The following is a 14,913-nucleotide window of genomic DNA, read 5'->3' on the forward strand; positions in this document are numbered from 1 at the left end:
GGCGCTTCCCCTGTGTCCTTCCTGCCCGGCATGACGGGCAACCGGTGTCGACGGCGGGCGTCAGGCCACCTGCTCGACCTCGCCCACGATGCGATCGTATGCCTGCAATCTGGGCATGACCCGGCTGCGAAGCGGGTCAGGCGCCGACGACGGAGGTCTGGTCCCATTCGCAGCCGCAGGATCCGCGCACCACCATGCGTGTCGGCAGCACCTGGGGATGCACGTCGAACGTCCGGCCGGCGATGCGCTCGTGGAGCCGGATGGCGGCCCACCGTCCGAGCTCACGCATCGGCTGCTGCACCGTGGTCAGACCAGGGGCGAGGTAGCGCGAGGTCATGATGTCGTCGAAGCCCACCACGGCGACGTCGTCGGGCACCCGGCGACCCTCGCGGTCGAGGAGCACCATCGTGGCGAGCGCGAGCTCGTCGTTGGCACACACGATGCCGTCGATGTCGGCTCCGGCGGCCTCCGCCGCGCGCAGCCCGTCCATGACGCGTCGCCCCGACGTCTCCTCGTACTGGACGCGGACAGGTTCGGCCACCTCCGCGCCGCGCTGGTGAGTCAGTGCGTGCAGGAAGCCGCGGTAGCGCTCCGAGATGTCGTGGGAGGTGTCCGGGTCGCCCACGAAGACAAGGCGTCTGCGACCGTGCTCGAGCAGGTGCCGGGTCACCTCGGCCGAGCTGATGAAGTTCTCGACCTGCACCGAGTCGCAGCCCTCGATCGCGTCGCGGGCGACGAGCACGGTCGGTGTCGAGCGCACGATCTGGCGCACCATCGTGTCGCTGACCGTGTCGTTGGCGATGACGATCCCGTCGACGCGGCCGAGGATCTTGCGCACCGCTGCCTCGGCGTCCTTCGACGCGTCGCACACGACGACGACGGTCGACTGCCCAGCCTGCGCGGCCGTCGCCTCGAAGCCCGACAGCAGCTCCGAGTAGTAGGGCCCTCGAAGTCCCGGGAGCACGAACCCGTGGGTCTCGTGGGACGGCACGTCGACGGCCCGCCCCGCGCGCAGCGGTACGTACTCGAGGTCCTCCACCGCCCGCAGCACCCGCTGGCGGGTGATCGCGGAGGCCGGGGTGGACCCGCTGAGGACGCGCGAGACCGTGGCGATGGACACACCGGCGCGCTCGGCCACGGTGTAGATCGTGACCGGTCGCGCGTCATCGTGCTCTGTCGACACCGAGGCTCCTCCTCCCCGGCCCCACTGTGCACGCCACCGCGAACGCGCACAAGCCGGGCACACGGGGCCTGGACGCCGAAGACGGGCGTATGCCGTGCGGTCGGGTGTATGCCGTGGGGCAGCGTCCGTCGGCCTCGCCGCGTCAGAACGGGTTGGGGATCGCCTCGATGAGCGTGCGGGTGTACGCGTCCTGGGGCGAGCGGATCACCGCGAGGGTCTGCCCCTGCTCGACGATCCGGCCGTTGTTGAGCACGATGACCTCGTCGGCGAGCATCCGCGCGCTCAGCAGGTCGTGCGTGATGTAGAGGATGCCGACGTCCTTGGTCTGGACGAGGCCGCCGAGCAGCTCGAGGATCTCGGCGCGGATCGACACGTCGAGGCTCGAGATCGGCTCGTCGGCGACGATGATGTCGGGCTCGACCGCGAGCGCCTTGGCGATGACGACGCGCTGGCGCTGCCCGCCGGAGAGCTCGTAGCCGTAGCGGTTGACGAACCGGTCGGCGGGTGTGAGCGCCACCGTCTCGAGCAGCTCCTCGACCCGGTCGCGCAGGGCGTCGCCCTTGAGGCCGTGGTAGTTGGCCAGGGGACGGGCGAGGACGTAGCCGAGCCGCTTCGCCGGGTTGATCGAGCTGTACGGGTCCTGGAAGACCATCTGGACGTTGCTGCGGTAGTCGCGCAGCGAGCGTCCGCGGAAGCCGGCCACCTCCTGGTCGCCGTTGGGCCCGTGGAAGACGATCCGGCCCGTCGTCGGGCTGTCGACGCCGGTGATCATCCGGGCCAGCGTCGACTTGCCGCTGCCGCTCTGCCCGACGAGCGCCGTCACCTCGCCCTTGCGCAGGACGAAGCTCGCGTCCGTGACGGCCTCGGTGTGCTGGACGGTGAGGCCCCGGCGACGGGTGAACACCTTCGAGACGTGGTCGACGGTGAGCACGACGTCGCCGCGCAGTGCCTGCGTCGACTCCTCGGCGGTCTTGACGAACTGGGGGCCGTCGAAGGTGCGCTTGGGTTCGCCGTGCTCGCCGGCGCCGCCCTCATCGCGCTGGAGCTGCGCGACGTGGCACGCGGCCCGGCCCGCGGCCATCGGCAGGAGAGGCGGGTCGACCTCGGTGCACCGGGCGATCCGCTCGGGGCATCGCGGGGCGAAGCTGCAACCGCGGATCTCGAGGCTGAGGTCCGGCGGGCGGCCCGGCACGTACGTGATCCGGACGGTCTCCGCGCGCGGGTCGCCGTACGACCCCAGAAGACCCTTGGAGTACGGGTGGAGCGGGTCTCGCAGGAGCGCGGCGGCCGGTTGTTCCTCGACGATTCGGCCGGCATACATGACGAGGATCCGGTCGGACAGGTCGAGCACGGTCCCGATGTCGTGGCTGATGAACAGCACCGCGAAGCCCTGCTCGGCCTGGAGGCGGCGGACGTTCTCGAGGATCGAGTGCTGCACGACGACGTCGAGGCCGGTCGTCGGCTCGTCGAGGAGGACGAACTTCGGCTCGAGGGCCAGCGCGAGCGCGAGGTTGACGCGCTGGCGCATGCCGCCGGAGAGCTCGTGCGGGTACGCGGAGATGAACCTGTGGTCGATGATGACCATGTCGAACAGCTCGCGGATGCGCGTCGTCACGGCCTCGCCCCGCAGACGCGAGTGCTGCTCGATGACGTCCCGGAACTGCGCCTCCACCCGCGTCACGGGGTTGAGCGCGTTCATGCTGCTCTGGAAGACGGTCGAGATGTCGCGCCAGCGCAGGTCGCGCAGCTCGTCCTCATGCAGGTGCGTGATGTCCGTGCCGTCGAAGGTGATGCTGCCGGCACTGATGCGGCCCGGTCGCTGGAGCAGGCGTAGCAGCGCCGTGCCGAGCGTGGTCTTGCCGGAGCCCGACTCGCCGATCAGCCCGACGAACTCGCCGGCCTCGATCGAGAAGCTGACGTGCTGGACGGCGTCGAGCGGCCGGTGCGACTTCGGCTCGTAGCGGACCGACAGGTCCGAGACGTCGAGCAGGCTCATGCGTCCTCCCGGAGGTGCGGGTTGCTCAGCAGGTCGACACCGAAGTTGATGAACGACATGCCGGTGATGAGGATGGCGAGGACGAGGCCGGGCACGAACACCCACAGCCACAGCCCCTGCGTGATCGCGCCCTGGGCGTTGGCCTGGTAGAGCATCGTGCCCCACGAGACGCTCTGGCTGTCACCGAGGCCGAGAACCGCCAGACCCGCCTCCGCTCCGATCGCACCGGTGGCCGCGCCGACGAAGGCCGCTGCGACCAGCGAGCTCATGTTGGGCATGATCTCCCGGAAGATGATGCGCGTCGTGCTCTCGCCGGAGAACTTCGCGGCCGTCACGAAGTCGCGGTTGCGCAGGGTGATGATCTGGGCGCGCTTGGCCCGGGCACCGCCTGCCCAGGACGTGATCGCGATGACGAAGACGATGAGCCAGACGCCGCGCACCTCGGAGTAGGCCACGAGCGTGATGATGAGCGGCAGGGCCGGGATGACGAGGGCGACGTTCGTGACGAACGACAGGATGTCGTCGACGATCGTGCCCTCGGCGTAGCCCGACACCATGCCGATGACCAGGGAGATGATCGTCGCCAGGAGACCGCCGAACAGCCCGACCAGCAAGGAGATCCGCGACCCGTAGATGAGCTGCGACGCGATGTCGCGACCATCGGTCGTCGTGCCGAGCCAGTTGTCGCCGCTGGCACCGGCGAGCGGTGTGAACGTCGAGTCGAGCGGGTCGTGCGGCGCGACGAGGGGGGCGAAGACGGCGACGATCACGTAGACGGAGACGATGACGACGCCGACACGGGCCTTCCTGCTGCTCCAGACGACCTCCCACCAACGGTCCGGGCGGCCGGCGTCCGAGACCTGCTCGAGCGTGAGGGCCTGGGCCGAGTCGCCTTCTGCCATGAAGTCTTTCGCGGGGGTCGTTGTCATGACTGCGCCCTTCTCGCGCGCGGGTCGAGCACTCCGTAGAGCAGGTCGGCGACGAGGTTCGCGACGAGCACCCCGACGGTCGTCAGGAGCATCAGGGTCTGCAGGAGCGGGTAGTCCTTGTTCTCGACCGCCTCACCCATGAGCCGGCCGAGGCCCGGGTAGTCGAAGGCCTGCTCGACGAGGATGGCGCCACCCAGCACGCCACCGAGAGCCAGGGCGAAACCGGTGACACTCGGGAGCAACGCGTTGCGGGCGGCATACTTCAGGGCGACGACCCGGTCTGGCAGCCCCTTGGCCTTGGCCAGCCTGATGTAGTCCTCGCCGAGGTTCATGATCATCGTGTTGCGCATACCGAGGATCCAGCCGATCGGCGTGACGATGAGCAGCGCCAGCGCCGGCAGGAACGAGTGCGACACCGCCTCCTGGACGAACGGGAAGTTGAGTCCCGGCGTCGACTCCTCGTAGCCGCCGGAGGTGGGGAACCAGCCGAGGCTGTAGCCGAAGACGTACAGCAGCAGAAGGGCGATCCAGAACGGCTGGAGCGTGCCGAGGAACGTCGAGCCCAGGGTCACCACGGAGTCGAAGCGCGAGTTGCGCCGCCACGCGGCATACGCCCCGAGGACGACACCGACCACGAAGGAGAGCGCCTGCGTGACGGTGACGAGGATGACGGTCCACCAGAACGCCTGGCCGATGACCTCGGTGACCTTGAACGGGTAGTAGCTGTACGAGAGGCCGAAGTTGCCGCGCACGAGCTCGCCGAGGTACGTCCCGTACTGCTGGACCAGCGACCCGTCGGGCGCCCCGAGCATGGCCCGCATGGCGCGCACCTGGGCCGGGTCGAGCTGCGCGTCCTTGCCGGCCAGCTTCTTGACCATGATCTCCGCGGGGTCACCCGGCTGGAGACGGGGGATGAGGAAGTTCAGCGTCACCACGGCCCAGAGCGTCGCGACGAAGAAGCCGAACTTCCGCGCGAAGTACCTCACTTCGGAGCGGTCAGGCGCGTGATGACGAGGAGACGGTCGTCAGAGGGGTTGGCGTAGGGGTCCTGCTCGCTCGGCCAGCCGACGGCCTTGTCCGTGCGGTAGAGGATGCGGGCCGGGGCGTAGATGAGCGGGGTCACGGGGTACTTCGTCATCATCGTGTCGACGAGCTCACCGAGGTACTTCTTCTGGTCGGCCTCCTCGGTCGACTGCGACAGGTCGGTCACGGCCTGGTCGACGGCGGGGTCGCTGAACCGGCCGACGTTCGGCAGGATCTCGGTCACCGTGGGGAACTGCTTGCTCGACAGCTTGGCGCCGATGTTCTTCGCGAGCTCGCAGCCACCGTGGAGGTACTCGAGCATGAGCTGGAAGTCGCCGGTCTTCTTCTGGCCGTCCACCGAGTCCGGAGCCGAGGCGGTGACCTTGGTGGCGACACCCGCGTCGTTCAGGCCCTTGGCGACGACGTCGGCAACGGCCTGGTAGTCGATCCACCCGGCCTGCACCGAGAAGTTCACGGCGAGCGGCGAGCCATCGGGCATCGTGCGCTTGCCGTCGGCGCCCTTCTTGTAGCCGGCCGCGTCGAGCAGCTGGTTCGCCTTCGCGATGTCGTAGGGGATGACGGTGTCCTGGCCGGCGTACTTCTCCGGCAGCAGCTTCTCCATGGAGGGCAGCTTGAGACCGGTCTGGCTGGCCGGCTTCATGATCCCGTAGGTCGCCTTGACCGACATCCCCTCCTTGTCCATCGCGTGGCTGATCGCCTCGCGGAACCTCGGGTCGTTGAACGGCGGCTTCTGGTCCTGGCCCGTGAGCACCGTCATGCCGTTGGGGGCGTAGTAGAGGTGGTTGGTCTTCGGGTCGGCGTCGACGAACGTCTTCTTCGGGTTGGGCACCTCGCCCCAGTACGCGTCGAGCTGGCCGGAGCGCAGCTTGAGGGCGGCCTGCGACGCGTCGTAGTTTCCCTCGAGGACGAGCTTGTTGACCTTGATCCTGTCGGCCTGCCAGTAGTCCGGGCGGCGCTCGAGGACGAGGCGGCGACCGTTGTAGGTGCCGACCTTGAACGGCCCGGTGAAGACGGGGGTCTTGTCGACGTACTTCGACGGGTCACCGACGCCCCCGTAGTAGTGCTCGGGCAGGATCTTCGTCGAGATGATGCCGTCGTACTTCGGGGCCGCGTTGCCGGTGAACTCGAAGACGACCCGGTTGCCCTCCGCGGTGACGGACCTCGCCGGCGCACCGAACGTGTCGTTCCAGACACCGGCCTTGTCGATGGCCGGGTACTGCTTGCCGAGGTTGAAGGTGAAGGCGACGTCCTTGGCGGTGAAGGCCTTCCCGTCGCTCCACTTGACGCCGTCACGGATGTCGAGGGTCAGCTTCGTGGCGCCCTCCCACGTGGCCTTCGTGGCGAGCCACGGGGTCTCCTCGCACGTGAGGTTGTTGCGCACGATGAGCGGCTCGTAGAGCCAGTTGGACGTGAGCGGCTTCGGGGAGTTCGGGTTGTAGTTGACGAGTCCACCGACGGTGGCGTCCGCATCCGACGGGAACGTCAGCTGGGCGATCATCCCGCCGCTGCCCGCAGCCCCCTCGGTCTCCTTCTGCTTGGCGCTGCCGGCGCAGGCGGTGAGGGCGAGGGCGGCGGTCAGACCGGTCACGCCAATCGCGATCAACGTGGGCTTTGTACGAGTCAGCGTCATTGCGGACCTCCGTCGGGGGCGGGATTTCCGCCAGAGTAGGCGCGGGCGAATGACCGGTGTCAACGCTCTTGGGGCATGTAAGTACTTTCATGGGGTTCGTCGTGCGTGCCCTGACTTTCATTTGTTTTCAAGGGGATTCGCTCTGGAGTGGAACCGCGGCCGCTGGTAGGAATGAAGGGTGCTCGACGACAACGCCGTCCTGTCAGCTCCCACGGTCTTCACCCTGGGGGGCCGCTCCGGGCTCATCGCCGAGGTCCTCGACAGCGGCGCCCTGAGGCGTCTCGAAGCCTTCGGCACCAGCCTGTTGCTGCACCCTGCGACCGTCGCCGAAGCGGGTCTGACGAACGTCCACCTGCGCCTGCACCGGCCGGAGGGCATCCGTCGACTGGCGCTCCTCGGGCCGGGGAGCGGCTCCGTCGTGACGGGGGGCGACGGGGAGGTGGCCGTCACCGGGAGCCACGAGTCGGTTGCCTACCGGCTGTCGCTGCGCCTCGGCGAGGGCCAGGCCGACGCGGCGACCTGGCACTGGGACGTCGAGCTGACGAACACGTCCGGCGAGCCGGTCACGGCCGACGTCGTGCTGACCCACGACCCCGCGCTCGCTCCGCTCGCGAACGTGCGCATCAACGAGTACTACGTGAGCCAGTACCTCGACATCACGCCGGTCGCGACGTCCCAGCACGGCACCGCCGTCGCGGTGCGCCAGAACATGCCGGGCGAGCGCGCGCCCTGGCTCATGGTCGGGACCGTCGGCACCGGCGCCGGCTGGTCGACCGACGCCCTCCAAGTGGTCGAGCGCACCGAGCGCGGAGTCGTGTGGAGCGGCCTCGACGCCGCCGAGCTGCCCTCGCGTCGCCTCCAGCACGAGCACTCGCTCATCGCGCTACAGGACGCGCCCGTCGAGATCGCACCGACACACACCCACCGCACCGGCTTCTGGGGCATCACCCTCGAGGACCATCCGGCGGCGACCTCCGACGACGACGCGCGCTGGGCCGACGTCGCCCTCGCGGCGAGCCCGACCGAGGCCGTGCAGACGGGCGGCGGCGCGACAGGCCGGCCCACCCCGTCGACTCTATGGTCCTCTGGCGCGGCCTTCGCGTCTCGAGCACTCACCCGCGAGGAGCTCGACGCCGCAGGCCTGCTCGCCGATCGCAGGCACGTCGAGACCTCCGACGACGGGACCGAGCTGGCCTGGGTCGTCGACGGCGGCCAGCTCGTCACGCCGGCGAAGGAGCTGGCCGTCCTCCGCCCCCACGGACACCTCCTGCGCACCGGCGACACCTTCACGCCCGACTCGCACTCGCTCGCCTCGACCGTCTGGATGGCCGGAACCTTCCACTCACAGGTCACGCGTGGTCACGTCGGCCGCAACGCGCTCGCGACCGGCCGCCGCACCTACCTCGGCCTCCAGCGTGCCCACGGCGTGCGCCTGTTCATCGAGGCTCCCGACGACACCTGGCACCTCCTCGAGACCCCGAGCGCGTGGTTTACCGGCCTCGACCACTGCACGTGGTGGTATGCCGCCGCGTCCGGGCCTCTCCTCACCGTGACCTCGAGCGCCCCCGCCGACGAGCACACCCTGAGGCTCTCCGTCCGCCAGCAGGGCGCCGCCCCACGACGGGTCCTCCTCGCAATGCAGGTCGCCGACGACCTGACGCCGGCCCCCTCCGTGACGACGGCCGGCGACCACGTTCACATCACGACCGCCCACGACCCGCGCCCGTGGCGGGTGTCGTGGGCCGGGCCCGGCAGCCCCGACCTCGGAGACGCGCGTCTCCAGGTCGACGGCGTCTCACGTGGGCACGGCTGGCTGACGGTGCTCTTCGAGCCGGCCGAGCAGGTCGAGGTCGTCATGGCGTCGGCTCCCGGCGCCGGTGACGCGGCCGAGGGTGAGGTGAGCCCGACGGACGAGCACCTCGGCGCCGCCTTCTGGCACAAGGCCGCCCATGCCGTGTCGCTCGACGGCGCGGGCCTCGGCGACGTGCCAGAGGCACAGGCGCACCACCTCTCGGCCGCCCTTCCGTGGTTCGCCCACAACGCGCTCGTCCACTACCTCTCGCCCCGCGGCCTCGAGCAGTTCTCGGGCGGTGCGTGGGGCACCCGCGACGTCTGCCAGGGACCGGTCGGGCTGCTGACCGCCCTCGGCCGACAGGACGCGGTCCGTGACGTCCTGCTCCGCGTCTTCCGCGCGCAGAACGCCCGCGGCGACTGGCCGCAGGCCTTCGAGTTCCTGCCGCCGCTGCGCGAGTCGGGGCAGCCGGACTCGCACGGCGACGTCGTCTTCTGGCCCGTCCTGGCAACCGGCGACTACCTCCGCACGACCCGTGACGCCGGCCTGCTGGAGGAGACCGTCGCCTTCGTCGGCGACGACGCGCTCGGCGAGCCCGCCACGGTCGCCGCGCACCTGCGCCGGGCGGTCGACCGGATCACGGAGTGCACGGTTCCCGGGAGCCCGCTCCCCGCATACGGCCACGGTGACTGGAACGACTCGCTCCAGCCCGCCGACCCGCGCCTGGCGGCACATCTCGTGTCGACGTGGACCGCCGTGCTCCAGACGCAGTCGCTGCGCACCCTCGCCGAGGGGCTCCGCGCGGCCGGGGCGCCGGGCGACGCCGGCGCCCTCGCCGACGACGCCGACGACCTCGCCGAGCGCACGCACGACGCGCTGCTCGACCAGCTCGCCGCCGACCCGGTGCTGCCCGGCTACCTGCTCCACCACGACGAGGGGCGGCTCGAACCGCTCGTGCACCCGACCGACGAGCGCACCGGCCTGCGCTACGGCGTGCTGCCGTGGATCCATGCGATCGGTGCAGACCTGCTGACGCCGGAGCAGGCCCGCCACCACCTCGACCTCATCGAGGAGCACCTGCTCGGCCCCGACGGCGCGCGGCTCTTCGACCGGCCGGTGAGCTACGTCGGCGGACCGATGACGGTCTTCCAGCGCGCCGAGGCAAGCACCTTCTGGGGCCGCGAGATCGGTCTCATGTACATGCACGCCCACCTGCGGTACGCCGAGGCGCTGGCCCGGGTCGGTGACGGCGCCGGCCTGCTGCGCGCACTCGCGAAGTCGAGCCCGGTCGGTCTGGAGTCCCTGGTGCCGCAAGCCCGCCCGCGGCAGACGACGTGCTACTACTCGTCCTCGGACGGCGCCTTCACCGACCGTTACGACGCCCAGGCGAGATATGCCGCCCTCATGGCCGGCGAGGTGCCGCTCGAGGGCGGGTGGCGCGTCTACTCCTCCGGCCCGGGGCTCGTGCTGCGGCTCGTGACCGAGGTGCTGCTCGGCATCCGGCAGCGCGGCGACGACATCGAGATCGACCCCGTCCTGCCGCCGGGTGAGGGCGCGACCGCGGGGGAGCTGACCGCGCGTCTGCCCCTCCTCGGCCACGACCTCACGGTCCGCTACTTCGTCGGCCCGGAGGGACACGGCGTCCGGCGGGTCACCGTCGCCGGCCGTGAGCTCGACCTGCGACCACTGCGCAACCCCTACCGGCGTGCGGGGGCGGTCGTCCGCGCCGCCGACCTCACCAGCGGCCCGAGCACCACCGCCCCCACCACCGAGATCCACGTGGAGACCCACTGACATGACTGACGTCACCACCAGGACCACCCGGCCGTGGCTCGATGCCGCGCTGCCCGTCGAGGAACGCATCGACCTGCTCCTGGCCGAGATGACCTTGGCCGAGAAGGTCGGCCAGACCCATCAGGTCGCCAACATCGACCCCGAGGCGGACGCCGAGAGGATCCGCGCCGGCCGCATCAGCTCGAGCCTCTACGCGTCCGGCGCCACGGGCGGGAACGAGCGCGACGAAGGGGTCCTCGTCGGCAACATCGACGCCGCGCAGCGCCACGCGGTCGAGGGCAGCCGGCTCGGCATCCCGCTGCTCTTCGGCCGGGACGTCATCCACGGCCATCGCACCGTGGGGCCGATCCCGCTGGGGCTCGCGGCTTCGTTCGACGCCGAAATCGCGGAGAAGCTCGGCGAGACCGCGGCCCGGGAGGCCGCCGTCGACGGCGTCGCGTGGACCTTCACCCCGATGGTCGACATCTCCGAGGAGCCGCGCTGGGGCCGCGTTGCCGAGTCCCTCGGCGAGGCGCCGGTCCTCTCGGGACGCCTGGCAGCCTCGCTCGTGAAGGGCTTCCAGGGTGCCGACCCGAGCGACCCCGACCGGATCGCCGCGTGCGCCAAGCACTTCACCGGATACGGCCTCGCCGCCGGCGGCCGGGACTACGACACGGTGAGCGTGGGCGAGAACACGCTGCGCAACCTGCACCTGCGCCCGTTCAAGGCGGCCGTCGACGCCGGCGTCCTGACCGTCATGGCCGCCTTCAACGACGTCGACGGCACGCCGATGCACGCCCACGAGCACCTGCTCCGCGGCGTCCTCAAGGGCGAGTGGGGGTTCGACGGCGTCGTGGTCGCCGACTGGAACGGCATCGGGCAGATCGTGTTCCAGGGCGTCGCCGCCGACAACCGCGACGCGGCCGCCCTCGCCATCCGTGCCGGCGTCGACCTCGACATGGTCAGCGGCGCCTACCTCGCGCACCTCGAGGATCTCGTCGAGTCGGGCGAGGTCGAGCTGGCGCTGGTCGACGACGCCGTGCGTCGCGTGCTGCGCCTCAAGTTCCGCCTCGGCCTCTTCGAGCGTCCGTATGCCGCCCAGCCGGGTGCGACGAACGCCCCGACTCCCGAGACCCGGGCGGTCGCGCTCCGCGCCGCCCAGGCCGCGCACGTGCTCGTGAAGAACGACGGCGTGCTGCCGCTCGAGCCTGACGCCGGGACGCTCCTGCTCAGCGGACCCTTCGTCGACGAGGGGGAGGCGCTGCTCGGCACGTGGACGCTCGACGGCCGCGGTGAGGACGTCGTCAGCCCTGCGGCAGCGGTCCGGGAGCGTCTCGGCGACCGCGTCGAGGTGAGCGACGGCCGCTTCTCGGACCGCACGCTCCAGCAGGCCCGGCGCGCCGAGCGGACCGTGCTGCTCCTCGGTGAGCACCCGTCGCGGTCAGGCGAGGCCAACAGCGTCACCGACATCGGCCTGCCGCACGGCCAGCTCGACGTGCTGAAGGCTGTCGCCCGGCTGGGCAAGCCCGTCGTCGCCGTCGTCTACACCGGCCGCCCGCTCGACCTCGGCCAGGTGCTCGACCTGGCCGACGCCGTCGTCGTCGCATGGCACCCAGGTGTCGAGGCCGGCACCGCCCTCGCGTCGGTCCTCTTCGGCGACGTCGAGCCGCACGGCCGGCTGCCGATGACGTTCCCCCTCTCGACCGGGCACATCCCGACGAGCACGCACCAGCGGCCCACCGGCCGGCTCATCCGCGCGGACGTCGACCACGCGGAGGGGCGCTACCTCGATGCGCCCACCTACCCGCGGCTCCCCTTCGGGTTCGGCCTGTCGTACACGACCGTCGAGTACGCCGCTCCCACGGTGTCGACCCCGACGATCCCCACTGACGGTTCCCTCACCCTCACGGTCACCGTGGCGAACACCGGCGAGCGCGCCTGCCGAGAGGTCGTGCAGCTCTACTTCCGCGACCCCGTCGCCCAGGTCACCCGCCCCCTCGTCGAGCTCACCGACTGGGCGCTCGTCGACCTCGCACCCGGCCAGTCCCGTGAGGTCACGTTCGACGTCCACGCCGGGCAGTTCGCGTACGTCGGTCGCGACCTGACCGCCCGCATCGACGAGGGAGAGGTGGTCCTGCTCACCGGACCCGACTCCGCCCGGCTCCAGCCGGTCAGCATCACGGTGAGGAACGACTCATGATCGAGACCATCCGCCGGCAGATCCGCGTCGACGGCACGCCTCGCATCGTCATGTCGGGCGAGGTGCACTACTTCCGCGTCGCGCGTGAGGAGTGGGCCCAGCGCCTCGACCTGCTCGTCGCGGCCGGCTGCGACACCGTCGCCTCGTACATCCCGTGGATCTTCCACGAGCTGCCCGACGGCAGCATCGACGTGACGGGCAGGACCCGTCCCGAGCGCGACGTCGGCGCGTTCATCGACCTCGCGGCCGAGAAGGGCCTGCGGTTCATCGCCCGGCCAGGGCCGTTCGTCATGGCCGAGCTGAAGAACGAGGGCATCCCGTTCAGCGTCTACCGCGACCACCCGGAGATCGTCCCGGTCGGCTGGGACGGGGCACCGGTCGCCTCACGCACGGTCGACTACCTCGCGCCCGCCTTCCTCGCCGAGAGCGGCCGGTGGTTCGACGCGATCATGCCGGTGCTCGCGCCACGGCTGCAGCCGGCCGGCGGCCCGGTCATCGGCGTGCAGCTCGACAACGAGGTGGGCATGCTCGCCTGGGTGACGAACTCGCCCGACCTCACCGACGGGCTCGTCGAGGCGTTCGGCGAGTTCGTTCGCAGGCGTCACGGCGAGGCGACCCCGTATGCGGTCCGGCCCGGTGAGGCGGGGTGGGCGGACCTCGTGCGCTCCCCCTCGGAGGAGGCCGCCGGGCCGCTGCGCCTCGACCTCGGCCTCTTCATGCGCGGGCGTTTCGGCGAGTACGTGGCCACCCTGCGCCGGATGTGCCAGGAGCGTGACGTGGCCGGCGTCCCCTTCTTCGTCAACATCCACGGCACCGAGGGCGGCAACGGTGCGCCGTTCCCCATCGGGATCAGCCAGCTCGTCGACACCTACAGCGGCATCCCCGGGATGGTCTCGGGCTCGGACCACTACCTCGGCGAGGCGACGCTGAACACGATGACCGACCTCTACGTCATCAACGCCTTCATGGCGGCGGTGCACGACGACGACCAGCCCCTGACCTCGCTGGAGTTCGAGGCGGGGTCGGGCGACTACGGCGCCGGCTCGGAGCTGCAGTACGACCCGTCGACCGCGGACCTCAAGACCCGTCTCTGCCTCGCGCAGGGCAACCGGCTCGTCAACTACTACCTCTTCGCCGGCGGCATCAACCCGCCGCTCGACGAGCTCGTCGGCGACGGCAACGACCGCCTCTCGTTCACCGGGGAGCGCCACGGCACGGCCGCACCCGTCGGTCCCGAGGGCCAGCGCGGCTACACCTATGCGGCGACGAGTCGCAGCATCCACGCGATCAAGGCCAACGAGCCGTGGCTCGCCCGGATGGACGAGGACCACGACGACGTGTCGCTGGGACTCGTGCTCGACGCGTACATGACCGAGTACCACCACCCGGGCTCCGCGCTCATGACGGAGGTCGTCGACGACCTGACCGCGCACCGCGGGGCGGGTGAGCGCAAGGCCCTCGCACGATCCCTGCTGCTCGGCGGGTTCCGTTACGGTGCAGTGCATCTCGAACGCCGTGACCCCGAGCCGGGCAGCACGGTGCTCGTAGGAGTCGGCCGCTACGTGTCGCGCACCGTGCAGGAGCGCCTCGTCGGCCACGTCGTGTCGGGCGGCAACGTCGTGCTGCTCGGCCGCATCCCCGAACGCGACCTGGACGGCACGCCGTGCACCGTCCTCGCCGACGCGCTCGGCATCAAGCCGGGCGAGGTCGTGCGTGACCACGGGCACTACTTCCCCTCGCTCGTCGCCCACGGCTGGGCCGAGCCGTGGCCGGAGGTGCGGGCGGGCTGGATCCAGTCGCTCGTGCACGAGCGCGGCGACGTCGTGCTCACCGACGTCTACGGAGCCGTGTGCGGCGTCGACGTGGCGCTCGGCGAGGGCCGGGCCATCGTGCTCGCCGCGCAGGTGCCCTCGGACCCGGTGCTCTTCGACCGGGCCCTGTCGAGCCTGGGCGTCGGCCCCGGGCTCCGCCTCGAGACGCAGTGGCCGGGCGTGTTCGCGACGACGACGAGCACGGCAGGCGGCGAGCGGGCCCTGCACGTCATCAACACCTCCGGTGCGGGGGCCACCGTGACCGTCGCGCTCGACGACACCCCGATCGCCGCCGGGACCACGCTGGAGGTCCCGGCCCGCAGCGGGCACATCCTGGCCCTCGGGCTCGACGTCGCCGGACGCCGCCTCGAGTGGGCCTCGGCCGAGGTCGCCGGCGTCGACGCGGACGGCTCGGTCCACTTCCGGCCGGGCCTCGACGAGGACGGCGGGACGACGGTGGTCGTCGACGGGACACCGGTACGGCTGGCGCCGGGCGAGCACACCGTCCGGCCCGGCTGACAGGCGACGGCCTCGGTCTCGCACGGGTGACCGGGG

8 protein-coding genes are annotated in these 14,913 nt (G+C 70.9%); 3 read left to right on the forward strand and 5 right to left on the reverse strand.

All coding sequences use genetic code 11. The features are described from left to right. Positions 1–136: 136 nt before the first annotated feature. The 5 genes from H9I49_RS02885 to H9I49_RS02905 form a co-directional block, all read right to left on the reverse strand. Entirely contained in the window at positions 137–1,183 is a 1,047-nt protein-coding gene (locus H9I49_RS02885; protein WP_188028807.1) for a LacI family DNA-binding transcriptional regulator, read from the reverse strand. Between the two features lie 142 nt (positions 1,184–1,325). Next, positions 1,326–3,179, reverse strand: coding sequence for an ABC transporter ATP-binding protein (locus H9I49_RS02890; RefSeq protein ID WP_188028808.1), 1,854 nt, complete (start codon positions 3,177–3,179; stop codon positions 1,326–1,328). Next, positions 3,176–4,108, reverse strand: a complete 933-nt coding sequence (locus H9I49_RS02895; protein ID WP_255523589.1) for an ABC transporter permease — start codon at positions 4,106–4,108, stop codon at positions 3,176–3,178. The genes H9I49_RS02890 and H9I49_RS02895 overlap by 4 nt, the downstream gene beginning before the upstream one ends. After that, the gene (locus H9I49_RS02900; RefSeq protein WP_188028809.1) at positions 4,105–5,094 is read right to left on the reverse strand and encodes an ABC transporter permease; all 990 of its coding nucleotides are present in this window, start codon (positions 5,092–5,094) and stop codon (positions 4,105–4,107) included. The genes H9I49_RS02895 and H9I49_RS02900 overlap by 4 nt, the downstream gene beginning before the upstream one ends. Then, complete coding sequence (locus H9I49_RS02905) at positions 5,091–6,740, reverse strand: ABC transporter substrate-binding protein (protein ID WP_188028810.1); 1,650 nt, start codon at positions 6,738–6,740, stop codon at positions 5,091–5,093. Before H9I49_RS02905 ends, H9I49_RS02900 begins: the two co-directional genes overlap by 4 nt. Before the next feature lie 220 nt (positions 6,741–6,960). Here H9I49_RS02905 and H9I49_RS02910 point away from each other — a divergent pair, with 220 nt between their 5' ends. The 3 genes from H9I49_RS02910 to H9I49_RS02920 are packed head-to-tail and all read left to right on the forward strand — an operon-like array spanning position 6,961 to position 14,877. Continuing rightward, complete coding sequence (locus H9I49_RS02910; RefSeq protein WP_188028811.1) at positions 6,961–10,368, forward strand: cellobiose phosphorylase; 3,408 nt, start codon at positions 6,961–6,963, stop codon at positions 10,366–10,368. A gap of 1 nt (position 10,369) precedes the next feature. Then, positions 10,370–12,547, forward strand: a complete 2,178-nt coding sequence (locus H9I49_RS02915) for a glycoside hydrolase family 3 N-terminal domain-containing protein (protein WP_188028812.1) — start codon at positions 10,370–10,372, stop codon at positions 12,545–12,547. Continuing rightward, on the forward strand, positions 12,544–14,877 hold the full coding sequence (locus tag H9I49_RS02920) for a beta-galactosidase (RefSeq protein WP_188028813.1): 2,334 nt from the start codon (positions 12,544–12,546) through the stop codon (positions 14,875–14,877). The genes H9I49_RS02915 and H9I49_RS02920 overlap by 4 nt, the downstream gene beginning before the upstream one ends. Positions 14,878–14,913: the final 36 nt, after the last annotated feature.

The sequence above is a fragment of the Terrabacter sp. MAHUQ-38 genome (assembly GCF_014518425.1).
GTDB lineage: Bacteria > Actinomycetota > Actinomycetes > Actinomycetales > Dermatophilaceae > Terrabacter.